Raw genomic sequence first — 23,860 nt, 5'->3', positions numbered from 1 at the left:
GGCGCTGCCTCGACAAACGGGCGCAGGGCAGTCGTTCTGAAGCCGTTGCAAGGTACCTCTGCTCCCAAGAGATTATAAAAGTTTTACTCCGCAACAAGCCCGAGTCGGAGGAACACCAGCCCCCTCCCCAATCGAGTCACCGGCGATCAAGCAAAGTCGTCGCTCACGATCGTGTCGCGGTTCCGCACTCCCCTTGCCTGGCCTCCCGCATGCGGGCGTCCATCGGCGTGCTCCGGTCGTACGGGTCGACCTCGGGGCCGTCTTGCAAGCCTGTCGCGGCGCGCTCGGCTCTGAACGCGGGGGTGAAGTAGCCGGTGAAGGTGTTGCAGCCGCCGTTGGTGGTGTCTGCCTTGTAAGAGACAAGGGAGAACGTCCCCGGTTCAATGTCCACCTTTGCCGGGTTGTCCCAGCTCATCACGATCTCGCGGCGCACGATGGTGCGCGCGACTTCGTCGCTTCCCGTCGCGGCGCGTACGACCGGATAGACGTAGGTGACATCGGCCGTCACCTCGAGCGCGCCGCGCGCACCCTCTCGGTAGGTGATCCGGCCCCGCGTCTTGACCACGTTCCCGACAAGCCGCACCTTCGCCTCTGCGAAACGGCTGAACAGCAGCAGGGGATCGTTCTCCCGGCTGGGCGTGCGGAACGCGGCCGCCAGGTAGTCCTGGACGTCATGCTGACGCGGATTGATCAACGCGATCGCCTTGCTGGGGTGCTCCCCACGCAGCACACCGGGATCCAGGCTGGACCCGGTCAGGAAGTCCCGGCTCCGGGCAAGCGCCTGCGCGACCTGCTCCTGGCTCATCCAGCCGGTCGCCCGCGCTCCGGGCAGGTGGATCCCTGCCGCCCCGTCGCCCCACCGGGCCGCAGGTGATCCCCTGAACGGCTCCTCCATGGTGGGCTGTTGCCCCGGAGCCTCCGCCGTCGGCGGCGCCTTCGTGCTGCTCCCGTCGCCGAACCAGCCGACCACCCGGCCCGGGGCCAGCGCCACGACCAGCAATCCGACCGCAGCCAGCAGGCCGACCACGGTCCAGCCGGTGCGCCGTCGTCGCCGGGCCGGCCGGTACGTCCGCCAGCCCTCCGGTTGGCCGCTCTGCTCGCGCAGCTGCCGTGCCACCATCCGGGCCCGTGCCGATGGTTCCTCGGGCGCTCCCGCAGTCCCGGCCTCAGCCTCCTTGAGGAAGCGTTCCCACTCCTCGTCCGGTATGGACGCCCCGTCCTTGCTCACGATCCTTGTCCTTACTTCCGTGCCCGTACCTGTTCAGGGACGGGTATCACTCGTACGTCCGCACCGCTCCGCCGCACCCTCACGACCCCAAGCCCCGCATGGCCCATCCCTCAACCCGCTGATCCTTTCGGTAGGTCCGGTCGAGCCAGCGTTCGCAAGGTGATGTGAGGGGAGGGCCGGGCGGCCCGGCACTCCTGCTTGACCCGGCCTTCGCTGTAGAAGTACATGGCGCCGAGGTCATCTCGGCCGTCACCGCTGTAGTCACCGGGGACGACACGCCCTGGCCGAGGCGATCGCCGTCGTCACCGGCGCCCCCGCCGACGACCCCGCCTGCGCCGCCCTGACCCATCTCGCCCTGGAGGCCCGGGCCCTCGCGGCGACGGCCCCGGACCGGGTCGCCGCCGTCAACGCGGCCTTCGACCTGCTGGAGCGGGGCTGGGAGGCGGTACGGCCGTAAGCCTCAAAGGCCTCAAAAGACTTTAAAAGATCTCAAGAGGCCTCAAGAGGCCTCAAGAGCGGCCGTCGTCACCTCTTCGGCAGGCGGGCAATGTCCGACACCGGGCCGAGGTGGCCGAGTTTGTCGGGGTTGGACACCGAGTGGATCGCCCGGATCGCGCCGTCGGCGATGTCGAGTTCGACCACGCTGGCCACGCGGCCCTCGGCGTCGTGGATCACGGCGCCCGGCCGGCCGTTGATCCAGGCCGCGCGGAGGGAGGCGCCGAGTATCCCGACCCGGCGGAGGCCGCCGACCATCAGCTGTGCCACGTGGCGCGGCTCGGTGACCGACCTCGCGAGCGCCCGCGCCTTGCCGCCGCCGTCGCCCTGGAACACCACCTCCGGGGCGAGCATGCCGAGCAGCGCGTCCATGTCACCGCCCTCGGCGGCCGCGAAGAACTTACGGGCCAGTTCCTCGCCCTCGGCCCGCCGCACCGGGGGCGGCGGCGCGAGGTCGGCCGGCTGCCTGCCGGGGGCGATGCGCTTTCCGGCGCGGGCGAAGATCTGCCGGCAGTTCGCCTCGGACTTGCCGACGATCCTCGCCACGTCCGGATAGCCGTACCCGAACACCTCGCGCAGCACGAACACCGCGCGCTCCGCCGGGGCGAGGGTCTCCAGCAGCACGAGGAACGCCATCGACAGCGAGTCGGACAGCTCGGCGTGCTCGGCCGGTCCGGGCCGTTCGGTGGACACCACGACCGGCTCGGGCAGCCAGTCGCCCACATAGGTCTCCCGCCGTACCCGGGCCGAACTCAGGTGGTTGATGGCGAGCCGTGTCACCGACGTGGTCAGATACGCCTTCAGATTCCCGACTGTCGTCCCGGCCTGGCGCGCCCGGGTCAGGTTGAGGAAGGCGTCCTGCACGAGGTCCTCGGCGTCGCCCACCGACCCGGTCATCCCATAGGCGATGGAGAAGAGCAGCGACCGGTACCGGTCCGCGTCCGTCCCCACGTCCGTCCCCACTGCTGATCCCGCCACGGATTCCCCCTTCACACATCCGCACGACGTCCAGCAGCGTATCCGCTCGTGTCACAGCGCGCCGGGCTGCCCTGTCTCAGAGGGGTGACAGCGAACGACACAACGAACGACAGCGAACGACAGGAACAAGGAGACAGCGGATGAACCTCGCTCTGTGGACCGTCACCGGACTGCTCGCCGTCGCCTATCTGCTCGGCGGTGGCGGCAAGGTGGTCATGGCGAAGGAGAAGATCGCGGCGTTCGGGCCGAGTTCGCGATGGGTCGACGACTTCGGCGACGGCAGCGTGAAGGCCATCGGCGCCCTGGAGGTGCTGGCCGCGGTGGGGCTGATCCTGCCCGCCGCGCTCGACGTCGCGCCGGAGCTGGTGCCGCTGGCCGCAACCGGCCTGGTGCTCCTCATGATCGGGGCGGCCATCACTCGATACCGGCGGCACGAACTCAAGTTCATGGCGGTGGACGTGCTTTACATCGTCCTGGCAGCCTTCGTGGCGTGGGGCCGCTTCGGCCCGGAGTCCTTCGTCCACTGACAACAGTCCGCTGACGAGAGTCCACCGGCAAGAGGAGATCGCTTCATGGGCTTGTCTACGGCCTTCACGCGGCTGTTCGGTGTGGAGCATCCGATCGCGCTGGCGCCGATGGGCGGTTCGGCGGGCGGAGCCCTGACGGCAGCCGTCTCGCGCGGTGGCGGGCTCGGGCTGCTGGGCAGCGGGAACGGCGACCGGGACTGGCTGGCCCGCGAACTGCCCGTCCTGACCGCCGAGAACGCCGGACGGCCCTGGGGCGTCGGCTTTCAGGCGTGGGCGACCGATGTCGGTGCGGTGGAGTGGACGCTGGAGCGCGGTCCGGCTGCCGTGATGCTGTCCTTCGGTGACCCGAGGCCCTTCGCGGAGCGCGTCCGCGACGCGGGTGCGGCGCTGATCGTGCAGGTCACCGATCTGGAGGAGGCCCACAGGGCGGTGGACGTCGGCGCCGACGTGATCGTGGCGCAGGGCACCGAAGCGGGCGGGCACGGGGCCCGGCACGGGCGGTCCACGCTGCCGTTCGTGCCCGTCGTGGTGGACCTGGCGGCGCCCGTCCCGGTGCTCGCGGCCGGCGGGATCGCCGACGGGCGCGGTGTGGCCGCCGCCCTGGCCCTGGGCGCGGCGGGGGCGCTGCTCGGCACCCGGTTCCAGGCCACCACCGAGGCCCTGGTCGACCGCGCGACCGCCCATGCCATCGTGGCCGGCCGCAGCGAGGACACCGAGCGCAACCGCGTGCTGGACATCGCCCGCGGCTCGCGCTGGCCAGCGAAGTACACCGCCCGCACCCTCCCGCACCCCTTCCTCGACCGCTGGCGGACCCGGGAGGCGGAACTCGCGACCGACGCCCAGGCCCGGCAGTCGTACCAGGAAGCCGTCGCACGCGGCGAGATCCCCGCGCTCCCGCAGTGGGCCGGCGAGGCCGTCGACCTCATCGACGACCTGCCCTCCGCCGCCGGCCTGGTCGCCGACCTGGCCGCCCAGGCCGAGGCGGCGCTGAAACGGGCCTGCGGGGGCTGACGGGTACGAGCGCTACGACGACGCTCGCGCCACCAACTCCGTCGGCAGTACCGCGTGTTGCCGCTCCAGCCCCCGCGACACGGGCGGGCGGCGGTCGGCGATCTCCGTGAGGAGCAGGTCGAGCATCGCGCGGCCCATCTGCTCTATGGGCTGGCGGACGCTGGTCAGCGGCGGGTCCATGTGGCGGGCGATGGCGGAGTCGTCGTAGCCGACCAGCGCCACGTCGGCCGGGATACGGCGGCCCGCCTCGCGCAGCACCTGCCGGGCGCCGGCCGCCATCACGTCCGAGCCGGCGAAGACGGCGTCCAGGTCCGGGTGCCGGTCCAGGAGTACGGACATCGCCCGCCGGCCGCCCTCCTCCGTGAAGTCCCCCGGCTCCACGAGGAGTTCGTCCACCTCGCGGCCCGCGTCGCGCAGGGCGTCGCGGTAGCCGTCGACGCGGCACTGGGCGCCGTACACGTCGAGGCGGCCGGTGATGTGCGCGATGCGGGTGCGGCCGCGGGAGAGCAGGTGCTCGACGGCCGAGCGGGCACCGCCGTAGTTGTCCGAGTCCACCGAGGTGAGCGTCTCGCCGGCCGAGCGGGGGCCGCTGATCACGGCCGGGATCTCCAGCTGGGCCAGCAGGTCGGGCAGGGGGTCGTCGGCGTGGACGGAGACGAGGAGTACGCCGTCGACCCGGTGGGCCGCCAGGTACTGGGCCAGGCGCCGGCGCTCCCGGTCGCTGCCCGCGAAGATCAGCAGCAACTGCATCTCGGTGTCGGAGAGCTGGGAGCCGACACCGCGCAGCATGTCCGAGAAGTAGGGCTCCGCGAAGAAGCGGGTCTCCGGCTCGGGGACGACGAGGGCGATGGCGTCGGTGCGGTTGGCGGCGAGGGCGCGGGCGGCCGTGTTGGGGACGTAGCCGAGTTCCGCGACCGCCGCCTCGACCGCGGCGCGGGTGGCGTCGCTGACCCGGGGCGAGCCGTTGATCACCCGCGAGACCGTGCCCCGGCCGACCCCGGCCCGGGCGGCGACCTCTTCGAGCGTGGGCCGGCCTCCGCTGCGGCCCCGCGCTCCCTGGCTTGCCATGGGCTCCGCCTCTCTCGACCGACTCCTGGTGCCGGCCTGGAATGTAACAGCACCGTTCGCCGTCCTCGCCCACCCTGCGGCTGCCGCCCCCGGACAGGCTCAGGCGGGTCCAGCTAACGACCCAATAAACGAACGCGGTTGCCGTCGTCCGCTCCCTTGACACCCCGCCCCGCACCGACGACTCTTCAACACATCACTTATGGGAGCGCTCCCACACTACCTGACACCTACACATCCCGCACGTTCCCCGCCCGAGCCGCAGCGAAGACGAACGGGCCCGATTTCCATGCAGTTGGCCGGGGGGTCGGCACGTCAGGCAACAGGAGGACGCAATGCGCACGAGCATCCGCCGGTCCCAGCGGCTGATGGCCCTCGCGGCCGTGGCCGCCCTGACCACGGGGCTGCTGGCCGGCTGCGCCAAGGACTCGAACGACGGCTCGTCGGACAACTCCGGCGGCGGCGACGGCAGCGGCAAGGGCAAGATCACGCTGACCATCGGCACGTTCGGCGTCTTCGGCTACCAGCAGGCCGGCCTCTACGACGAGTACATGAAGCTGCATCCGGACATCAGCATCAAGGAGAACGTCACCACCCGTACCGATGTGTACTGGCCGAAGGTGCTCACCCGCCTCCAGGCCGGCTCCGGCACGGACGACATCGAGGCCATCGAGATCGGCAACATCACCGAGGCCGTGCAGACCCAGGCCGACAAGTTCGTGGACCTCGGCAAGGACGTCGACAGGTCACAGTGGCTGGACTGGAAGAACGCCCAGGCCACCACCAAGGACGGCAAGCTCATCGGGCTCGGGACCGATGTCGGGCCGATGGCCGTCTGCTACCGGAAGGACCTGTTCCAGAAGGCCGGGCTGCCGACCGACCGGACCAGGCTCGCGCAGCTGTGGAAGGGCGACTGGTCCAAGTACGTCGATCTCGGCAAGCAGTACATGCAGAAGGCACCCCAGGGCACCAAGTTCGTGGACTCGGCCTCGTCCGTCTACAACGCGGCGGTGGGCGGCGCGAGCGAGCGGTACTACGACAAGGGCGGCAATGTCGTCTGGGACAGGTCCGAGGGCGTGAAGAAGGCCTGGGACGCCGCCATGACCGTCGCCACCAGCAATATGTCGGCGAAGCTGAAGCAGTTCGACCCGACCTGGGACCAGGGCTTCGCCAACGGCAGCTTCGCCAGCGTCGCCTGCCCGGCCTGGATGATCGGCTACATCGAGCAGAAGTCCGGCGACTCGGGCAAGGGCAAGTGGGACGTGGCGGCGGCGCCGGCGGCGTCCAACTGGGGCGGCTCCTTCCTCGGTGTGCCGACGGCGACCAGGCACCAGAAGGAGGCCGTCGCGCTGGCGAAGTGGCTGACCGCGCCCGAACAGCAGGCGAAGGTGTTCGCCAAGCAGGCCAGCTTCCCGTCCACCCCGTCGGCGTACCCGGGTCTGCGGCCGCAGGCCGACACCACGGCGTACTTCTCGAACGCGCCGCTCACCCAGATCTTCTCCGACGCGGCGAAGACCATCCCCGCGCAGCCCCTCGGCCCCAAGGACAAGCCGATCGACAACGCGATCAGCGACATCGGCATCCTCCAGGTGGAGCAGAAGGGCAAGTCGCCGTCCCAGGGCTGGGACGCGGCGAGCAAGGAGATCAAGGACGTGCTCGGCCAGTGACCAGCCCCAAGCAGGTTCTCGCGCACTCCGCGTCGAGCACCGGTGCCGCGTCCGGCAGCTCGCCGGGCGCGGCACCGGGCGCTCACGGTCGCGGTTGGCCGGCGGGCGCCGACTCCTGGCGCAGCCGGCTGTACCGCTGGGACATGAAGGCGTCGCCGTACGCGTTCGTGTCCCCGTTCTTCGTCCTGTTCGCGGCGTTCACGCTGGTCCCGCTGCTCTACACGGCCTGGTACTCGCTGCACCATGTGCAGCTGTCCGCGCTGGACCACCAGACCTGGGCGGGCCTGGACAACTACAAGAACCTTCTGTCCTCGGACTTCTTCTGGAACGCGCTGCGGAACACCCTGGCCATCGGCGTCATCTCGACCGTGCCGCAGCTGCTGGCCGCGCTCGGGCTCGCGCACCTGCTGAACTACCGGCTGCGCGGCTCGACCGTGTGGCGGGTGGTGATGCTGACCCCGTACGCCACCTCGGTGGCCGCGGCGACCCTGGTGTTCACGCTGCTGTACTCGTGGGACGGCGGCATGGTCAACTGGATCCTGCACTTCTTCGGGGTGGATCCGGTCAACTGGCGTGAGTCCGACTGGGGTTCACGGTTCGCGGTGTCGTCGATCGTGATCTGGCGGTGGACCGGCTACAACGCGCTGATCTACCTGGCGGCCATGCAGGCGATCCCGGCCGACCTCTACGAGTCGGCGGCGATCGACGGTGCGAACCGCTGGCAGCAGTTCCGGCATGTGACGGTTCCGCAGCTGCGGCCGACCATCCTGTTCACGGTCGTGGTCTCGACGATCGGCGCGACCCAGCTCTTCGGTGAGCCGCTGCTGTTCGGCGGGGTGAGCGGGTCCAAGGGCGGTTCCGAGCACCAGTACCAGACGCTCGGCCTGTACATGTACGACCAGGGCTGGATCATCGGCAACCTCGGCAAGGCGTCCGCGATCGCCTGGTCGATGTTCCTGGTCCTGCTGCTCGTCGCCGCGGTCAATCTGCTGCTCACCCGACGGCTGAGGAAGGCCCAATGACGACCGGTGAACTGACGCTGCCCCCGAGGACGGTCCGGCGCCGGGGGCGGACCGGCGCGGGAAAGCAGCTGCACGCGGGCCCGGTGACGTACGTCGTGCTGACCGTCTTCGCCCTCGTCTCCCTCGCCCCGCTGGTGTGGACGGCGATCGCCGCCTCCCGCACCGACCGGCGGCTCGCCGAGACCCCGCCGCCGCTGTGGTTCGGCGGCAACCTGTTCAAGAACCTGCGGAGCGCCTGGGACCAGGCGGGGCTCGGCACCGCGATGCTCAACTCGGTGATCGTGGCGGGCACGATCACCGTGAGCACGGTGCTCTTCGCCACGCTGGCCGGCTTCGCCTTCGCCAAGCTGCGGTTCCGCTTCTCCGGCCTGCTGTTGCTGCTCACCGTCGGCACGATGATGATCCCGCCGCAGCTGGCCGTCGTACCGCTGTACCTGTGGATGTCCGACCTCGGCTGGTCGAATCAGCTGCAGACGGTGATCCTGCCCAGTCTCGTCACCGCCTTCGGCACGTTCTTCATGCGGCAGTACCTGGTGCAGGCGCTGCCGACCGAGCTGATCGAGGCGGCCCGGGTGGACGGGGCGAGCAGCCTGCGGATCGTCTGGCATGTCGTCTTCCCGGCCGCGCGTCCGGCCATGGCGGTGCTCGGCCTGCTGACGTTCGTGTTCGCCTGGAACGACTTCCTGTGGCCAATCATCGCCCTGAACCAGCAGAACCCGACCGTGCAGGTGGCCCTGAACTCGCTCGGCACCGGCTATGTCCCGGACCAGGCGGTGATCATGGCGGGCGCACTGCTCGGCACGCTGCCGCTGCTGGCCGCCTTCCTGCTGTTCGGCAAGCAGATCGTGGGCGGGATCATGCAGGGGGCGATCAAGGGCTGACGCCCCGCCTCCCGGGGGCCGGATCACCGCCGCTCCGGCCCCCTGCCCCTCGCCTCGCCTGCCCTCCCCTCACCTCTCCGTTTCGCCGGTCCGGCTACGACCTCTATGGGAGCGCTTCCATGTCCGAACCCGATGTCTCCGTCACCTTTCCCCCCGCCTTCCTCTGGGGCACCGCGACCTCCGCCTACCAGATCGAGGGGGCGGTGCGGGAGGGCGGCCGTACCCCCTCGATCTGGGACACCTTCAGCCATATGCCAGGCCGGACGGCCGGCGGTGAGACCGGTGACATCGCCGCCGACCACTACCACCGCTACCGCGACGACGTGGCGCTCATGGCCGAGCTGGGCGTGAACGCGTACCGCTTCTCGGTGTCCTGGCCCCGGGTGCAGCCCACCGGGCGGGGCCCGGCGATCCAGGTGGGCCTGGACTTCTACCGCCGCCTGGTGGACGAACTCCTCGCCCACGGCATCAAACCCGCGCTCACCCTCTACCACTGGGACCTGCCGCAGGAGCTGGAGGACGCGGGCGGCTGGCCGCAGCGGGACACCGCGTTCCGGTTCGCCGAGTACGCACAGCTGGTCGGCGAGGCGCTGGGCGACCGGGTGGAGCAGTGGATCACCCTCAACGAGCCCTGGTGCAGCGCCTTTCTGGGCTACGGCTCCGGTGTGCACGCCCCCGGCCGTACCGAACCGGAGGCCGCCCTGCGCGCCGCCCACCACCTCAACCTCGCCCACGGGCTGGCGGCTTCGGCGCTGCGCTCGGTGATGCCGGCCCGCAACGAGATCGCGATCAGCCTCAACTCCTCGGTGGTACGGCCGCTTTCCCAGGACCCGGCCGATGTCGCGGCGGCCCGCCGGATCGACGACCTGGCCAACGGCATCTTCCACGGCCCGCTGCTGCACGGGGCGTACCCGTCGTCGCTGCTCGCGGCGACGGCCCCGGTCACCGACTGGTCGTACGTCCGCGAGGGCGACCTCCGCGCGATCAACGTGCCGCTGAACGCGCTGGGCCTGAACTACTACACCCCGTCCCTGGTGTCGGCCGTGGCCGGCGAGGCACAGTCGGGCCCGCGGGCGGACGGGCACGGCGCCAGCGACCACTCCCCCTGGCCGGGCGCCGACGACGTACGGTTCCACCAGACGCCGGGCGAGCGCACCGAGATGGGCTGGACGATCGATCCGACGGGCCTGTACGACCTGATCACGCGGTACACGAGGGAGGCACCCGGCCTGCCGCTGTACGTGACGGAGAACGGCGCGGCCTACGACGACAAGCCCGACCCCGACGGCCGCGTCCACGACCCCGAGCGCATCGCGTACCTGCGCGGCCATCTGTCCGAGGTCCGCCGCGCCCTCACCGACGGCGCCGACGTGCGCGGCTACTACCTGTGGTCCCTGATGGACAACTTCGAGTGGTCGTACGGGTACGGGAAGCGGTTCGGGGCGGTGTACGTGGACTACGGGACGCTGGAGCGCACGCCCAAGTCGAGTGCCAGGTGGTACGGGGAGGCGGCGCGGACGGGGGTGTTGCCGGAGGTGTGAGGGACGAAGGGGCGCGGCACCCGACTGCGGTGCCGCGCCCCTTCAGGGGGGTGGCGTCAGTTGAAGGCGGCGAAGGCCTTCGAGAAGGCGTACTTGTCCTGGACGATCGAGCTGCAGGTGGCGTCGGCGGTGGGCTTGGCGCCGCCGTCGCACTGCTTGTCGCGGGTCGCGGACCACATCGACAGGCCGCCGAGGCCCTTGGACTTGGCGAAGTTCGCCAGCTGGGTGGCGTCGTCCACCTTGAAGATCTCGGAGGAGACGTCGTTGACGCCGATCATCGGGGTGACCGCGACCGCCTTCCAGGCGGCGGAGTCGGACAGGCCGAGGACGCCCTTGACCTGGGCCTGGGTGGCTGTCGCGGCCTGCTGGGCGTAGTCGCCCATGTCGCCGCTGTACGAGGCGCCGTAGTCCATCGCCATGATGTTGACGGTGGAGATCTTCGCGCCGTTGGACTTGGCGTTGGACAGCAGGTTCACGCCGTCCTGGGTGAGGCCCTCGGGCATCACCGGAAGGGTGAAGGAGACGTCCAGGTCCGGGTGGAGCGCCTGGAGCTTCGCTATCGCCTTCGCCCGGAGGGTGTTCGCCGCCGTGTTCGGCAGCGCCCCGCCCTCGACGTCGAAGTCGACCTTGGTCAGCTTGAACGCGTCGACCGCCTTGCCGTACGCCGCCGCCAGCGCGTCCGCGGAGGAGCAGGTGGTGGCGAGTTCGGAGCCGGAGGCGCCGCCGAAGGAGACCCGGACGTCACCGCCCTTGGCGCGCAGCGAGCCGATCTGCTGGGCCACGGCGTCGCCGGTCAGGTCGGTCACGCCGCCCCACTTGGGGGTGCAGCCGCCGCCGTCGGTGACGAAGGCGAGGTTGTAGTTCTTCACGCCGGTCGCGTCGGCCGCGCCCACCAGGTCGAAGGCCGGGTAGAGAGAGGTGTCGACGTACGGGGCGAAGCCGGCGGCGGCCTTGGTGCCGCTGCCGGTGCTCTGGGAGGTGGTCGGCGTCGGGGTGGCGCTCCTGGTCGGGGTGGGGGTGGCGCTCTTGCTCGGGGTGGCGGTCGGGGCCGGCGACTGGGTCCCGGTGGGCCGGCCGCTCGGCTCGGGGGTGGCGCCGCCGTCCGCGGAGCACGGGGAGTTGTCGATACGACAGCCGGTCGGGGCACCGCCGCCGTCGACCACGAAGCCGACGGTCACCGACTTGCCGGGGGCGAGGCCCGCGGTGTCCCACTTCGGGGGCTTCACGGTGACGTGCGAACCGCTGACGGTCGACTCGCCGTTCCACAGCGAGCTGAGCTTGGCGCCCGCCGGGAGGTCGAACTCCAGGGTCCAGGTCTTCTCCTGCTGGCCGCTGTTGTTGGTGACGACGTACTGGCCGGTGTAGCCGGTCGACCAGTCGCTGGTCCTCGTGTACGCGGCGTTCACGTCGGCGGCGTTGGCGGTGCCGGTGAGCAGGACCGCGCCGCCGCCCACGACGGCCGCGGCGACGAGACCGCCTATCGCCTTGTTCCTGCCACTGATCCTGCGCCGGTGCGTGCTCATGCGCGTGCCTGCCTTCGCTGTTCACGGGGTGGGGGTGTGGCAGCACGCTAGCGATCCGGAATCGGGCAAATCACTTCATCGGGACGGCCGTTGCAGACCTTAGGGTTCGCTTAAGGAAGGGATCGGGGACGATTAATGGTCGAGACCAGCCGGGACCGTTTTGCCCGTTCGGCGTCTTCGCATCGACCCCCGGTGCCCGCGCCCTACCGGCTTGCGCCCGTCCAGCTGGAACCAGATCCGCACCTCCGTGCCGCCCAGCACCGAGGCGCCGATGCGCACATCACCGCCGGTGGCCTCGGCGAGCCGGCGCACGATGTCCAGGCCGAGACCGGTGGAGCCGGCGCTCCCGGAGCCGCGGCCGCGGGCCATCGCCGCGTCCGGGTCGGGTATGCCGGGGCCCGCGTCGGAGACCAGCACGATCACCGCGTCCTCGCCGTTGTGCACGTCGACCGCGAAGGCGGTGCCCTCGGCGGTGTGCCGGAAGACGTTGCCGAGCAGGGCGTCCAGGGCCGCGGCCAGATCGGCGCGGGCCACGGGTATGCGCACCGGCCGCTCGACGCCGGCCACCCGCCATTTGCGGCCCTCGTCCTCGGCGAGCGCGGACCAGAACTCCATGCGCTCACGGACCACTTCCGCCGCGTCGCACCCGGCGCCGGGTCCGGCCGCGGCGGTCTGCGGTTTGGCGTCCCGGGCGGTGCGGATGATGGTGTCGACCTCGCGCTCCAGCTGGGCGACGGCGGCCCGGGTCTGGTCGGCGGCCGGACCGGCGCCGAGGGAGGCCGTGTTCAGCCGCAGCACGGTCAGCGGGGTGCGCAGCCGGTGGGAGAGGTCCGCGGCCAGCTCTCTCTCGTTCGCGAGGAGCTGGACGACCTGGTCGGCCATGGAGTTGAACGCCACGGCCGCGAGCCGCAGTTCGGTCGGGCCGTCCTCCGGCACCCGGGCGCCCAGCTTGCCCTCGCCCAGTTCGTGCGCGCCCCGGACCAGCCGCTGGGCGGGCCGCACCATGCGCACCCCGAGCCGGTCGGCGATCGCGACCGAACCGAGGATCAGCCCGAGGCCGACGGCCGCGAGGACCGCCCAGGCCGTGCCGACGCCGTTGGTCACCTCGGACTCGGGGACGTAGACCTCGACGACCGCGATGTCACCGGAGCCGAGGGCGACCGGCTGGAGCAGGGTCGATCCGCCGGTCACGGTGGTCGTGGAGGCCCGGCCCAGTTTCCGCACGGCCTGGATGTCACGGCCGGCGGCGCGCTGCCGGCCGAGGTCGAGCGCGGACCGGCCCTCACCCGCGGGCAGATGCACGGCCATCCCGGAGTCGGCGCCGGCGGCGGCCACGACCCGCTCCAGTTTGTCCCGGTCGGTGGTGATGGACAGCGCGGGCGCGACCGCGGCGGCCTCCCGCTCGGCGTTCGAGAACGCGCGGTCGCGGGCCATCTCCTTGACGACCAGGCCGAGCGGCACGGCGAAGGCGACCACGACCATCGTGGTGACCGCCAGGCAGACCTTGACCAGAGCCCATCTCATCGCGCCGGCTCCCCGTCCATGGGCGGCTCCAGTTTCACGCCGACCCCCCGAAGCGTGTGCAGATAGCGGGGCCTTGCGGCGGTCTCTCCCAATTTCCGGCGCAACCAGGACAGATGGACATCGATGGTCTGGTCGTCGCCGTAGGACTGCTGCCAGACCTCGGCGAGGAGTTCCTTGCGCGGGACGACCACCCCGGGCCGGCCGGCCAGGAAGGCGAGCAGGTCGAACTCGCGGCGGGTCAGGTCGAGGCGGGCTCCGTCCAGCTCGGCCTGGCGGCGCAGCGGGTCGACGGTCAGGCCGCCGACCCGGAGCACGGACGAGGGCGCGGCCTCGGCGCTCACCGAGCGGGACCGGCGCAGCACGGCCGCGATCCGCGCGGAGAGGTGGTCGACGGAGAACGGCTTGGTCAGATAGTCGTCCGCACCGGCGTTGAGCAGCCGGACGATCTCCGTCTCGTCGTCCCGGGCGGTGGCGATGATGACGGGCACGTCGGTGATGCCGCGGAGCATCTTCAGCGCCTCGGAGCCGTCCAGGTCCGGCAGTCCGAGGTCCAGGATGACCACGTCGAAACGGAAATGGGCGACCTCGCGCAGCGCCTCCAGTGCCGTACCGACGCTGCGCACGGTGTGTGCGGCGTCGGTCAGATGCCGGATGAGCGCCGAGCGTACGAACTGGTCGTCCTCGACCACGAGCACACTTGCCATGCGCCGCACCGTACGCCATGCGGCCCACACCGGCCGGGGCCTGTGGATAACTCGGGGGGTGTGCGTACGGCGGTGTCCCTGAGGCAGTATGGCCCGCGATGCGCAGAGGACTCGTACACGTACTGGCGTGGCTGCTCGCGACGGGAGCGGCGGTCACGCTGTCGTGGTGGGGTGTGCACACGGTCATGGCCGGGACGGCGTACGACCCGCCGCGCGCGCTGCCGGTCCGGGCCGCCGACGCGTCCACGCAGGGCACGCAGGCCCTGGGCTCGCCGACGCAGCGCCCGAACCCGTCGGAGCGGCCGTCGACCAGTCCGGCGGCACCGGCCCCGTCCCGCACCACCCGGACGCCGAGCCACTCGCCCTCCGCCTCCGCTCCCGCGTCGTCCGGCCAGGTCAAGTCCTACGACACCGACGGCGGCCGGGCGGTGTTCGAGCTGGGCGGGTCCAGCGCCACGCTCGTCTCGGCGACGCCGGGGGCCGGCTGGTCGATGCAGGTGTGGAAGACCGACACATGGATCCGGGTGGAGTTCAGCCGGGGCACCGGCCGGGTCTCGGTGATCTGCACCTGGCACGACGGGCCGCCGCACGTGGAGGTCGGGAACTACTGACCGCCGCCTGCCGAACCGTCGCCGCTCAGCGGAACACCGAGGGCGGCGGGGCCGGTGAGGCCACGGCCGCCGCGTCCGTGACGGGCGCGGCGCCGCCGGTGAAGTCCGTGAGCGCTTTGCCGTGTTCGACCCGGGCCGGGTGCGGGTCGGAGGCGGCGCGGCGGGTGAGTTCGGCGAGCGGGAGCGGGGCGTCGCAGGCCACGAGGATCGCGTTGCCGAAGCGTTTGCCGCGCAGTACGGCCGGGTCGGCGATCAGGGCGAGCTCGGCGAACCGGGCGGCCGCGGTGGCGATCTGGCCACGCAGATGGGCGAGTGGCGGGCCGTCGGCGAGGTTGGCGGCGTAGACCCCGGACGGTTTCAGAGCCCGGCCGACCTCGTCCAGGAACTCGGTGGAGGTGAGGTGGGCGGGGGTGCGGGCGCCGCTGAAGACGTCGGCGATGATCAGGTCCGCCCAGCCGTCCGGCACCTTGGCGAGACCCTCGCGGGCGTCCGCCGACCGCACCCGGATCCGGGCGTTCGGATCCAGCGGCAGTTCCCGGCGGACCAGTTGGACCAGGCTCGCGTCCCGCTCGACGACCTGCTGGGTGGAACGGGGGCGGGTGTGGGCGGTGTACCGGGCGAGGGTGAACGCGCCGCCGCCGAGGTGCACGGCGTGCACGGGCTTGCCGGGCGGAGCGACGAGGTCGATGACATGGCCGAGGCGGCGCTGGTACTCGAAGGAGAGGTGGGCGGGGTCGTCCAGGTCGACGTGCGACTGGGGCGCACCGTCGATCAGCAGTGTCCATGCGCGGCCCCGGTCGGGGTCGGGTACGAGCTGTGCGAGCCCGCCGTCGACCGCCTCCACGACCGCTTCGGCGGCGGCCGATCCGCGCCGCCTGTTCCGGGTATTCCTGGACCTGCCCACCGCATCATTTTCGCAGGTCGTCCGGGACCGCGCCGCACCGGCGGCGGGCCGGCGCCCGGCCGCTGCCGCACCTGCGGCTGCTGACCGCCTCGGTGCACGTGCGCCGGCCGGCCCGGTTCACTTGCAGTTGTCGGCCGCCTCGATCAGCCGGGCCGCCTCCCCGAGGGCCCGGCGCAGCACCACCGGGTCGGTGGCGAGGTCGGCGTCGCCGGGCGGCAGCAGCCAGTCGGAGCCCTCGACGGGTGGCTCGGGGGTCAGCGTGAGTCCGCGTCCGTCCGTCTCCGTGCAGGTGCTGCCGGGCACGTCCCAGCAGGCCGCCGTGCCGGCCGGGACCAGAAAGCCGAGGGTGGCGCAGCCGCCGTCGTGGAGCACGGGCCCCACCGCGTCGCCGGCGCCGCGCCGCAGGATGTCGACCGCCTCGAGGCCCTGCCGGGCCGGCACCGTCACGAGGTCGCAGCTCGCCGGGTCCTCCTCGGACGACGGCGGCGACGGCGACGTACAAGGTTCGTTGCTCTGGCTGGTCTCCATGCCCGCCTCCACCACACAGCCCTGTTGCGGTCCATGGAGTCCAACGCGTGAACGCGTCAACGGCTACGGCACAAGTGCGCCGCAAAGGATGGCACTTCATGGCAGATCTTGGATGAGATATCCGGTTTGTAGCCAAACACAGCGTGGCGGGTCCTTCACAGCAGGTACGTTCATGCCCGCCGGAACCAGGTCGTCACTCGGACAACTCGTCCCGAATCCGTCCCGGATCCGGCATGGTTCGACGGTTCGCACGAGAGGACCCGGCCATGGCGTCGTCAACCGTGACCTCGTCACAGCCCGAACGGCCATCCCGGCCCAACCTCGCCTTCCGGCAACTGCGCGGCAGGCGTTCACCGGCCGAGTTCGCGGCGCTCGTACGGCGCGCCGCGCGCGAGATCGGTGAGCGGGTGAGCTGTGACGCCCGTTACGTCGGCAGGGTCGAGGCGGGCGAGATCCGCTGCCCGAACTACGCCTACGAACGGGTGTTCCTGCACATGTTCCCCGGTCGCACACTCACCGACCTCGGGTTCGCGCCCCGCTCGTCCGTGCGCGGCCGCGCGGCGCGTACGGCGGCGGACGCGCCCGAGGCGCTCATCACCGGTGGGCGTCCACGGGCGGGTGAGACACCGGGGGCGTGCGAACCGTATGAGACACCGGATGTGCAGGACCCGCACGAGCCGTACGCGAAAGACCACCTGAACCACGAGGAGAGCGACGTGCTGCGTCGCGCATTCATGACCGGCGGAGGCGCCACGATGGCCGCCGCCACGCTGAGCCCGCTGGGGCTCACCACGGACGCCGCGGCCGCGGTACGGGCCGCGCGCCGGCCCGGAAGCCCCGAGGCGGCCGCCCTGGAGGAGGCGGTCCGCCGGATCCGGCTGCTCGACGACCGGCACGGCGCGGACGGCCTCTACCAGCGCGCGGCGGCTCCGCTGCGCGCGGCATACGCGCTGCTGGACGCCGGCGCGACCCGGCAGACCACCGCCGACCGGCTGCACTCCGGCGCCGGTGAACTCGCCATCTCCGTGGGCTGGCTGGCGCATGACTCCGGCCGCTTCGACGATGCCCGCTCGCACTATGCGGAGGCGCTGGCCACGGCCCGGATGACGGGGGATCCGGCGCTGGAGGCGCATGCGTTCTGCAACACCGCGTTCCTCGCGCGGGACGCCGGCCGCCCCCGGGAGGCGGTCCGCGCGGCACAGGCCGCCCAGCGCGCCGCCCGCCCCCTGGGCTCCGCCCGGCTGATGTCGCTGCTCGCGCTGCGCGAGGCGGGCGGCTGGGCGGGGCTCGCCGACCGCACCGGGTGCGAGCAGGCGCTCGCGCGGGCGCAGGCCCTCTTCGTGCGGGGCCGCTCGGACGCCGACCCCGAGTGGATGAGCTTCTACGGAGAGGCCGAGTTGGAGGGGCTGGAGGCGCAGTGCTGGTCCACACTGGGCGACTGGCGGCGCGCGTCCCAGCACGCGCGCCGGGCGGCGCATCTGCAGGATCCGCACTTCACGCGCAACATCGCGCTGTACACGGCGGAACTGGCGGACGACCTCGCCCGTGAGGGCCGCCCCGACGAGGCGGCTGCCGCCGGCCTGCGGGTGCTGTCGTTGCTGGACCAGGTCCAGTCCTCCCGCATCCAGGGGATGCTGGCGGGGACGGCGAGGGTGCTCTTGCCTCACCGGCGGGCTTCGGGGGTGTCGGAGTTCCTGGACCGGCACGCGTCCGTGCCGAGGACCGGGCGGACGTAGCGGTCCGGGGTGGGGCACCGGTGCGCCCGAGCGCCCCCACCCCGCCACCCGTCAAGCAGCCAGATGCCCGAGGTCGTTCCAGCTCTCGATCGCCGGCTCCCCGTAGGCCCAGCCGAGGACCGACAGCGAAGTGGGGTTGAGGCGTATCCGCGCGGCGAAGTCCAGGGGCAGGCCCAGCCAGCGGGCGCCTATGGAGCGCAGTATGTGGCCGTGGGCGAAGACCAGGACGTCCCGGTCCGCCGACCGTGCCCACGCCACCACCTCGTCCGCGCGCGCGGACAGCTCGGCGATGCTCTCGCCCCCGGGCACTCCGTCCCGCCAGATCAGCCACCCCGGCCGCACGGCCTGGATCTCGGCCGGTGTCATGCCCTCGTAGGCGCCGTAGTCCCACTCCATGAGCGTGTCCCACGCGGTGGCCCGGTCGCCGAAGCCGGCCAGTTCGCACGTCTCACGCGCGCGTGCCAGCGGGCTGGTGCGCACCTCCACGCCCGGCAGCCCGTCCAGCGGAGCGCGATGGAGGCGCTCGCCGAGCAGCTTGGCCCCGCGCCGGCCCTCCTCCAGCAGCGGCACGTCGGTCCTGCCGGTGTGCTTGCCGGACAGCGACCATTCCGTCTGCCCGTGCCGGGCCAGCAGGATGCGCGGTGCCATGAGGGACCTTTCCGGGAGCGGGACGCCACACAGACGTCACGGAAACAAAGAAAGAGGACTTCTCCATCATCGCTCACACCCGATCGGGCATCGGTCACACCCGGGCCCGGGCAACCCGGCGGGCGATCTCGGCGTCTTTGTGGGCCGGAGGGCCCGCATGGGCGAGATACGGACGCCGTAAAGTGGCACGGTCGCCCACCTGGGCGCACCGCAACAGCACAGCCGAAGGGGGCGGGCGATCGGATGCCGCAGACCGAGACACCGGGCACCGAGGGGGCCCCGCGTACCCGGCTGCGGTGGTGGACCGAGCTGCCCCTGATCCTCCTGGTCTACGGCTGTTACTCGGCCGGCCGGCTCCTCGCGCGCGGTGATGTGCACAGCGCCGTCGACCACGGTCTGGCGATCCTGCGCCTCGAGAAGGCCCTGCACCTCAACGCGGAGCACCCGCTCAACCGGCTGTTCACCCGCGAGCCCTGGCTCGGTGTGCCGGCCGACTTCTGGTACGCCTCGCTGCACTACCTGATCACGCCCGCCCTCCTGATCTGGCTGTTCCGGGCCCGCGCCGAGCACTACCGGCGGGCCCGCACCTGGCTGATGACCTCCACGTTCATCGGCCTGATCGGTTTCACGCTGGTGCCGACCTGCCCGCCCCGGCTGCTCGCCGCCGGAAACGGCTTCGTGGACACCATGGCGCACTACAGCTCGTACGGCTGGTGGGGCGGTGACGCGAGCGCGCCGCGCGGCATGGGCGGGATGACCAACCAGTACGCGGCGATGCCGAGCCTGCACGTCGGCTGGGCGCTGTGGTGCGGGGTGATGCTGTGGCGGCACGGCGGTACGCGCCTCGCGAAGGTGCTCGGCGTCGTCTATCCGCTGGGGACCGCGCTGGTGGTCATGGGCACCGCCAATCACTACTTCCTGGACGCGGTCGCGGGTGTCGCGGTGATGGGTGTCGGCTTCCTGCTGGCGCCGCGCGTGACGCGGGTCCTGGACCTGCTCCGGTCCCGTCTCTTCCCGCGCACCGCAGCCGTCGCGGGCGGCACCGCCGCCCCGATTGTCAGTGGCGGATGCCAGACTTCCCCGGGTGAGCGAATTCCACGGCAGCGCGAGTCGCAGCTCGACGCCGGGGCCGAACCGGACGCCTCCCCCAGCGACGCGGGAGAAGGGGCTGCGGCACCGGCTCGCTGAGCTGCGCGGTCCGGACGTACCGGCCAAGGCCCTGGACGCGCGCGCCCTCGCGGCCCTCGCCGCCAACCCGGGGTGCGCGCGACGGGCGCTCCTGGACGGCGCCGGAGTGGACAAGGCGCGCCTCGCGAGCGCGCTGGGCGCGCCGTCCGGTTTCGGGCAGTCACAGTTCGCGCTGACCCGGGGCAACGCGTTCGAGGCCCGGGTGAAGGCCGACGGCGGCGCGGAGCTGCTGCGCCTCGCGCACGCCCGCCTCGACCCGGGTGCCGAACCACCGGCCGGGGCCGCCGTGCCCGACCTGACCGCGCACGGCCCCGAGGGACGCACGGCCCGTACGGCGCTGGCGTTGCGCGAGGCCACGCACGCGGGCGGCTGGACGCTGCTCGACCATCCGATGCTGGCGCTGGACGTGGCCGGCTCGCTCGCCTTCCTGGAGCCGGACGCGGTGGTGGTGCACCCGGACGGCAGCTGGTCGGTGGTGGAGATCAAGTCCTTCCCGATGCTGGACGGTTCGGCGGACCCGGCCAAGGTCGGCGCGGCGGCCCGGCAGGCGGCGGTGTACGTGCTCGCGCTGGAGGAGGTCGCCGCCCGGCTCACCCGGGAAGAGGCTCCCGCGCGCGTACGTCACCAAGTGCTGCTCGTGTGCCCGAAGGACTTCTCCAACCTGGCCACGGGCTCCGCCGTGGACGTACGCAAGCAGCGCGCGGTCACCGCCCGCCAGTTGGCCCGGCTCACCCGGATCGAGGACATCGCCGAGGCGCTGCCGGAGGGCACGTGCTTCGCACCGGACCGGAGCGCCGAGGAGCTGACGGCGGCCGTGGCGGCGGTCCCGGCGAGCTACGCGCCCGAGTGCCTGTCCGCCTGCGAATTGGCCTTCCACTGCCGGGAACGCTCCCGCGAAGCGGGCGCCGTCACCCGCCTCGGCCGGCCCCTGCGGGCGGAACTGGGCGGTCTGACCACGGTCGAGGACGTCCTCGCGGCGGCCCGCGGCGAGCTGGGCGACCCGGACGACCCGGCGGTCGCGGCCCTGCGCCGGGCGGCAGCCCTGCGCGCGGAGGCCCTCGGGGCGGCCGAGGCACGCGCGCGTACGGAGGCGGAGGTGGCGGCCCCGTGTCCCTGATCGCCACCCTCGCCCGGCTCGAGGCCGTCAGCAGCGGCCGGGCCCAGCCCGCCGCGACCGTCCGGCACCGGCATGTGTCCGAGCGCCCCATGGTGTTCGTGCCGCTCACCACCGCCGGTGAGGCCGGCGCCCCGCTCGGCGCGCTGGTCGGCACCGACCGGGAGCGCCCGCGCCTGCTGGTCGTACCGCAGCCGCGCGACCGCGATCTGCGCTTCACGTTCCTCGCCGAACTGGCCGACACCGTGCTGCCGTACGTCGACTCCTACGCCGAGTCCGTGGAGGCGGCCGAGCGCACCGAGACCGACCCGGAGACCGGCAAGCGGGTCAAGGTCGAGGCGGAGCTGTGCGCGGACGCTCCCCAGCTGATCGTGCCGAGCCGCGCGGGCCTGGACTTCGTCCGGCTGCTCGGCCGCTCGATGCGGTTTCGCCGTACGGCCGAGCAGGACCCGCAGGCGCCCTATCCGGCGCCGCCCCGGGTGCCGCTGCTCGGCCGCTGGCTGACCCACTACGGCGAGCGGTCCCGGGTCCCCGGCTCCGCCCTGCTGCTGGCGCTGACCGATGTGCTCTCCCGGCACTGGGCGACCGGCCAGTCCGGACTGGAGGACCAGCATCTGGGCGCGCTGCTCGCCTGGATCGACCCACCGGAGGGCACCAACGGTGCCGAGGCGGCGCGCCGGGCCGAACTCGCCCGGGACGCCACCGGCCAGCTGCTGTGCCCGCCGGCCGGTCCCGCCACCGACCCGGCGTTCGACAACAAGCTGCTGGCCCCGGCGATCGAGCGCTACGACCGCGCGCGCACCGCCCTCGCCGCGGCCGAGGACGCCCTGGCCGCCGACGACCGGCTGGCCGCGCTCACGGCGGCCGAGCGGGAGATCCGCGACCTGGTGGCGAGCCACACCAGGCCCACCTGGGACGCGGTGTGGCGGGGCCTGGATCTGCTGCGGGCGCTCCCGGCGGGGGCACATGTCGAGGAGCGCTGGACCCGCGACCGCTGGTCCTTCACCGGCCACCGCGACCGGGTGCTGGCGGGCGAGCCCCCGCAGCCGCGCCGGGACGACGCGGTGACGGCGGCGAACAAACTGGCCACGCGGGAGCGCGAGCAGGCCCGGCTGGAGGCGCAGGAGGCGCTGGACGACCCGCTGGTGATGGCGGGACGGCGGCTGGCCGGAGAGGCGTTCGCGGGCGAGGTCACCGACGTCGTCCTGGCGTACAGCGAGGGCAAACGGCCGAGCCCGCGCCCGCTGGTGACGGTCCGCACGGACGACCGGCCGCATCTCGCGGAGCGCGCGAAGGTGTATCGCTCGCTGGGCGGCAAGCCGCAGTCGGCGGAGTTCGTCGGGTACGAGGACTCCCCGGACGGGGGCGTGCTGGTCCTCCGGGTCCTGGACAAGATGGGCCGGGGCAAGGAGCCGGAGCCCGGTTCGGTGCCGGAGAAGGGCGACCGGGTGTGCTTCACGCTCTTCGAGCACGCGCAGCGCGGCGGCGCGAAGCTGCCCGACCCGGAGGAGACACCATGGACGCACGGCGGCCCGCCGGGTGAGGCCGTACCGGAGGCCCCCGACACCGTGACCGAGGAGGACGTCCTGTGACGACGGTCGACTTCGACCCCGGAGCCGCTGCCGCCCGCGCCACCGACGCGATCCTCCACGACACGCTGCACGGCACCGAGCGGGGTGTGGTCGTGGACTCCCCGCCGGGCGCCGGCAAATCGACGCTGGTGGTCCGCGCGGCTCTCGAACTGGCCGACGCGGGGCGCCCGTTGATGGTCGTGGCGCAGACGAACGCCCAGGTGGACGACCTCGTCCTGCGGCTCGCCGAGAAGAACCCGGACCTGCCGGTGGGCCGGCTGCACAGCAGCGACACCGACGCCTACGACAAGGCGCTGGACGACCTGCCGCAGGTCCGCACGTCCGCGAAGGCCGCCGATCTGAACGGCCTGCCGGTCGTCCTGTCCACGGCGGCGAAGTGGGCGCACGTGAAGGCCGACGAGCCCTGGCGGCACGCGATCGTCGACGAGGCGTACCAGATGCGCTCCGACTCCCTGCTGGCCGTGGCCGGCCTGTTCGAGCGGGCGCTGTTCGTGGGCGACCCCGGTCAGCTGGACCCGTTCGCGATCGTCGGCAGCGAGCAGTGGGCGGGCCTGTCGTACGACCCCTCGGCCTCCGCGGTGACCACGCTGCTGGCCCACAACCCCGGCCTTCCCCAGCACCGCCTGCCGGTCTCCTGGCGGCTGCCCGCGTCGGCCGCGCCCCTGGTCTCCGCCGCGTTCTACCCGTACACCCCGTTCCGCAGCGGGACCGGCCATGACGACCGCCGCCTTTCCTTCGCCGTCCCGTCGGACGGTTCCGGCCCCGACCGGGTGATCGACGAGGCGGCGGAATCCGGCTGGGGTCTGCTGGAGCTGCCCGCCCGGCACACTCCGCGCACGGATCCCGAGGCGGTCCGCGCGGTGGCGACGGTCGTACGCCGCCTGCTGGACCGCGCCGGCGCGGCGACCTCCGAGCGCTCCCCCAGTCCGACCCCCGTCACCCCCGACCGCATCGCCGTCGGCACCGCCCACCGCGACCAGGCGGCGGCGGTCCGCACGGCGCTCGCCGAACTGGGCGTGGCGGACGTCACGGTCGACACCGCGAACCGCCTCCAAGGCCGGGAGTACGACATCACGGTCGTTCTGCACCCGCTCTCCGGCCGCCCCGACGCCACCGCCTTCCACCTGGAGACCGGCCGCCTGTGCGTCCTGGCTTCCCGCCACCGCCACGCCTGCATCGTCGTCTGCCGCGCCGGCGTCGGCGCCCTCCTGGACGACTACCCGTCCACGGAACCGGTCCAGCTGGGCACGCTGGTCAAATTTCCGGACGGCTGGGAGGCGAACCACGCGGTGCTGGCCCACCTGGCAGAACACCGCGTGAGCTGGCAACCGTGACCGGAGCTGCGGGTGGGCCGGTGGCGGCGAGCGCGCTTT

Annotated in this window: 21 protein-coding genes; 12 read left to right on the top strand and 9 right to left on the bottom strand. The window is 72.4% G+C overall.

Features of this window, described 5'->3' with window-relative positions; translation table 11 throughout:
- Nucleotides 1-163: 163 nt before the first annotated feature.
- Complete coding sequence (locus AB5L52_RS27975; RefSeq protein WP_369366880.1) at nt 164-1,228, bottom strand: hypothetical protein; 1,065 nt, start codon at nt 1,226-1,228, stop codon at nt 164-166.
- A 525-nt stretch (nt 1,229-1,753) separates the two neighbouring features.
- Nucleotides 1,754-2,701 carry an RNA polymerase sigma factor SigJ gene (gene sigJ, locus AB5L52_RS27970; RefSeq protein WP_369366877.1) on the bottom strand — a complete coding sequence of 316 codons (948 nt, stop codon included), beginning with the start codon at nt 2,699-2,701 and terminating at the stop codon, nt 1,754-1,756.
- 140 nt (nt 2,702-2,841) lie between these two features.
- Between sigJ and AB5L52_RS27965 the strand changes: the two genes are divergently transcribed.
- Nucleotides 2,842-3,228 carry a DoxX family protein gene (locus tag AB5L52_RS27965; RefSeq protein WP_351025769.1) on the top strand — a complete coding sequence of 129 codons (387 nt, stop codon included), beginning with the start codon at nt 2,842-2,844 and terminating at the stop codon, nt 3,226-3,228.
- 45 nt (nt 3,229-3,273) lie between these two features.
- Entirely contained in the window at nt 3,274-4,239 is a 966-nt protein-coding gene (locus tag AB5L52_RS27960; RefSeq protein WP_351025766.1) for a nitronate monooxygenase, read from the top strand.
- A 12-nt stretch (nt 4,240-4,251) separates the two neighbouring features.
- Here the strand turns inward: AB5L52_RS27960 and AB5L52_RS27955 are convergent, their stop codons facing one another.
- Nucleotides 4,252-5,307, bottom strand: a complete 1,056-nt coding sequence (locus tag AB5L52_RS27955) for a LacI family DNA-binding transcriptional regulator (RefSeq protein ID WP_351025764.1) — start codon at nt 5,305-5,307, stop codon at nt 4,252-4,254.
- Nucleotides 5,308-5,639: 332 nt separating this feature from the next.
- Between AB5L52_RS27955 and AB5L52_RS27950 the strand changes: the two genes are divergently transcribed.
- The 4 genes from AB5L52_RS27950 (at nt 5,640) to AB5L52_RS27935 (ending at nt 10,415) form a co-directional block, all read left to right on the top strand.
- On the top strand, nt 5,640-6,971 hold the full coding sequence (locus AB5L52_RS27950; RefSeq protein ID WP_369366874.1) for an ABC transporter substrate-binding protein: 1,332 nt from the start codon (nt 5,640-5,642) through the stop codon (nt 6,969-6,971).
- Complete coding sequence (locus AB5L52_RS27945; protein WP_351563004.1) at nt 6,968-7,993, top strand: sugar ABC transporter permease; 1,026 nt, start codon at nt 6,968-6,970, stop codon at nt 7,991-7,993. The genes AB5L52_RS27950 and AB5L52_RS27945 overlap by 4 nt, the downstream gene beginning before the upstream one ends.
- The gene (locus tag AB5L52_RS27940) at nt 7,990-8,874 is read left to right on the top strand and encodes a carbohydrate ABC transporter permease (RefSeq protein WP_351025755.1); all 885 of its coding nucleotides are present in this window, start codon (nt 7,990-7,992) and stop codon (nt 8,872-8,874) included. Before AB5L52_RS27945 ends, AB5L52_RS27940 begins: the two co-directional genes overlap by 4 nt.
- Before the next feature lie 119 nt (nt 8,875-8,993).
- Nucleotides 8,994-10,415, top strand: coding sequence for a GH1 family beta-glucosidase (locus AB5L52_RS27935; RefSeq protein WP_369366872.1), 1,422 nt, complete (start codon nt 8,994-8,996; stop codon nt 10,413-10,415).
- A gap of 56 nt (nt 10,416-10,471) precedes the next feature.
- On the opposite strand, the gene AB5L52_RS27930 is transcribed toward AB5L52_RS27935, so the two are convergent.
- From AB5L52_RS27930 to AB5L52_RS27920, 3 genes are all read right to left on the bottom strand, one after another.
- The gene (locus AB5L52_RS27930; protein WP_369366871.1) at nt 10,472-11,938 is read right to left on the bottom strand and encodes a cellulose binding domain-containing protein; all 1,467 of its coding nucleotides are present in this window, start codon (nt 11,936-11,938) and stop codon (nt 10,472-10,474) included.
- Between the two features lie 132 nt (nt 11,939-12,070).
- Complete coding sequence (locus tag AB5L52_RS27925) at nt 12,071-13,462, bottom strand: sensor histidine kinase (protein ID WP_369366869.1); 1,392 nt, start codon at nt 13,460-13,462, stop codon at nt 12,071-12,073.
- Complete coding sequence (locus tag AB5L52_RS27920; RefSeq protein WP_351025746.1) at nt 13,459-14,166, bottom strand: response regulator transcription factor; 708 nt, start codon at nt 14,164-14,166, stop codon at nt 13,459-13,461. The genes AB5L52_RS27925 and AB5L52_RS27920 overlap by 4 nt, the downstream gene beginning before the upstream one ends.
- A 98-nt stretch (nt 14,167-14,264) precedes the next feature.
- Between AB5L52_RS27920 and AB5L52_RS27915 the strand changes: the two genes are divergently transcribed.
- On the top strand, nt 14,265-14,777 hold the full coding sequence (locus tag AB5L52_RS27915; RefSeq protein WP_351025744.1) for a hypothetical protein: 513 nt from the start codon (nt 14,265-14,267) through the stop codon (nt 14,775-14,777).
- A 25-nt stretch (nt 14,778-14,802) separates the two neighbouring features.
- Here the strand turns inward: AB5L52_RS27915 and AB5L52_RS27910 are convergent, their stop codons facing one another.
- Entirely contained in the window at nt 14,803-15,681 is an 879-nt protein-coding gene (locus AB5L52_RS27910; RefSeq protein ID WP_351025742.1) for a fused MFS/spermidine synthase, read from the bottom strand.
- Nucleotides 15,682-15,798: 117 nt separating this feature from the next.
- The gene (locus tag AB5L52_RS27905; protein WP_369366867.1) at nt 15,799-16,209 is read right to left on the bottom strand and encodes a hypothetical protein; all 411 of its coding nucleotides are present in this window, start codon (nt 16,207-16,209) and stop codon (nt 15,799-15,801) included.
- 266 nt (nt 16,210-16,475) lie between these two features.
- On the opposite strand from AB5L52_RS27905, the gene AB5L52_RS27900 reads away from it, so the two are divergent.
- Nucleotides 16,476-17,945, top strand: coding sequence for a hypothetical protein (locus tag AB5L52_RS27900; protein WP_369366865.1), 1,470 nt, complete (start codon nt 16,476-16,478; stop codon nt 17,943-17,945).
- 51 nt (nt 17,946-17,996) lie between these two features.
- On the opposite strand, the gene AB5L52_RS27895 is transcribed toward AB5L52_RS27900, so the two are convergent.
- Nucleotides 17,997-18,593: a histidine phosphatase family protein gene (locus AB5L52_RS27895; protein WP_369366863.1), complete on the bottom strand. Its 597-nt coding sequence runs from the start codon at nt 18,591-18,593 to the stop codon at nt 17,997-17,999.
- Nucleotides 18,594-18,836: 243 nt separating this feature from the next.
- On the opposite strand from AB5L52_RS27895, the gene AB5L52_RS27890 reads away from it, so the two are divergent.
- Genes AB5L52_RS27890 through AB5L52_RS27875 form a run of 4 tightly spaced genes read left to right on the top strand, consistent with a single transcriptional unit; the run spans nt 18,837 to nt 23,821 of the window.
- Entirely contained in the window at nt 18,837-19,781 is a 945-nt protein-coding gene (locus tag AB5L52_RS27890) for a phosphatase PAP2 family protein (RefSeq protein ID WP_351025732.1), read from the top strand.
- On the top strand, nt 19,762-20,898 hold the full coding sequence (locus tag AB5L52_RS27885) for a hypothetical protein (protein WP_369368983.1): 1,137 nt from the start codon (nt 19,762-19,764) through the stop codon (nt 20,896-20,898). The genes AB5L52_RS27890 and AB5L52_RS27885 overlap by 20 nt, the downstream gene beginning before the upstream one ends.
- Nucleotides 20,889-22,487: a hypothetical protein gene (locus AB5L52_RS27880; protein WP_369366860.1), complete on the top strand. Its 1,599-nt coding sequence runs from the start codon at nt 20,889-20,891 to the stop codon at nt 22,485-22,487. Before AB5L52_RS27885 ends, AB5L52_RS27880 begins: the two co-directional genes overlap by 10 nt.
- On the top strand, nt 22,484-23,821 hold the full coding sequence (locus AB5L52_RS27875) for an AAA domain-containing protein (protein ID WP_369366858.1): 1,338 nt from the start codon (nt 22,484-22,486) through the stop codon (nt 23,819-23,821). The genes AB5L52_RS27880 and AB5L52_RS27875 overlap by 4 nt, the downstream gene beginning before the upstream one ends.
- Nucleotides 23,822-23,860: the final 39 nt, after the last annotated feature.

The sequence above is a fragment of the Streptomyces sp. CG4 genome, from assembly GCF_041080655.1.
Classification (GTDB): domain Bacteria; phylum Actinomycetota; class Actinomycetes; order Streptomycetales; family Streptomycetaceae; genus Streptomyces.
This window is presented reverse-complemented; position numbering and strand designations above follow the sequence as displayed.

Excerpts from the sequence above, each read along its gene's own strand:
- AB5L52_RS27960 (WP_351025766.1), top strand. The coding sequence starts at position 3,274 with ATGGGCTTGTCTACGGCCTTCACGCGGCTGTTCGGTGTGGAGCATCCG.
- AB5L52_RS27950 (WP_369366874.1), top strand. The coding sequence starts at position 5,640 with ATGCGCACGAGCATCCGCCGGTCCCAGCGGCTGATGGCCCTCGCGGCC.
- AB5L52_RS27965 (WP_351025769.1), top strand. The coding sequence starts at position 2,842 with ATGAACCTCGCTCTGTGGACCGTCACCGGACTGCTCGCCGTCGCCTAT.
- AB5L52_RS27940 (WP_351025755.1), top strand. The coding sequence starts at position 7,990 with ATGACGACCGGTGAACTGACGCTGCCCCCGAGGACGGTCCGGCGCCGG.
- AB5L52_RS27930 (WP_369366871.1), bottom strand. The coding sequence starts at position 11,938 with ATGAGCACGCACCGGCGCAGGATCAGTGGCAGGAACAAGGCGATAGGC.
- AB5L52_RS27955 (WP_351025764.1), bottom strand. The coding sequence starts at position 5,307 with ATGGCAAGCCAGGGAGCGCGGGGCCGCAGCGGAGGCCGGCCCACGCTC.
- AB5L52_RS27925 (WP_369366869.1), bottom strand. The coding sequence starts at position 13,462 with ATGAGATGGGCTCTGGTCAAGGTCTGCCTGGCGGTCACCACGATGGTC.
- AB5L52_RS27900 (WP_369366865.1), top strand. The coding sequence starts at position 16,476 with ATGGCGTCGTCAACCGTGACCTCGTCACAGCCCGAACGGCCATCCCGG.
- AB5L52_RS27890 (WP_351025732.1), top strand. The coding sequence starts at position 18,837 with ATGCCGCAGACCGAGACACCGGGCACCGAGGGGGCCCCGCGTACCCGG.
- AB5L52_RS27905 (WP_369366867.1), bottom strand. The coding sequence starts at position 16,209 with ATGGAGACCAGCCAGAGCAACGAACCTTGTACGTCGCCGTCGCCGCCG.
- AB5L52_RS27915 (WP_351025744.1), top strand. The coding sequence starts at position 14,265 with ATGCGCAGAGGACTCGTACACGTACTGGCGTGGCTGCTCGCGACGGGA.
- AB5L52_RS27895 (WP_369366863.1), bottom strand. The coding sequence starts at position 18,593 with ATGGCACCGCGCATCCTGCTGGCCCGGCACGGGCAGACGGAATGGTCG.
- AB5L52_RS27935 (WP_369366872.1), top strand. The coding sequence starts at position 8,994 with ATGTCCGAACCCGATGTCTCCGTCACCTTTCCCCCCGCCTTCCTCTGG.
- AB5L52_RS27920 (WP_351025746.1), bottom strand. The coding sequence starts at position 14,166 with ATGGCAAGTGTGCTCGTGGTCGAGGACGACCAGTTCGTACGCTCGGCG.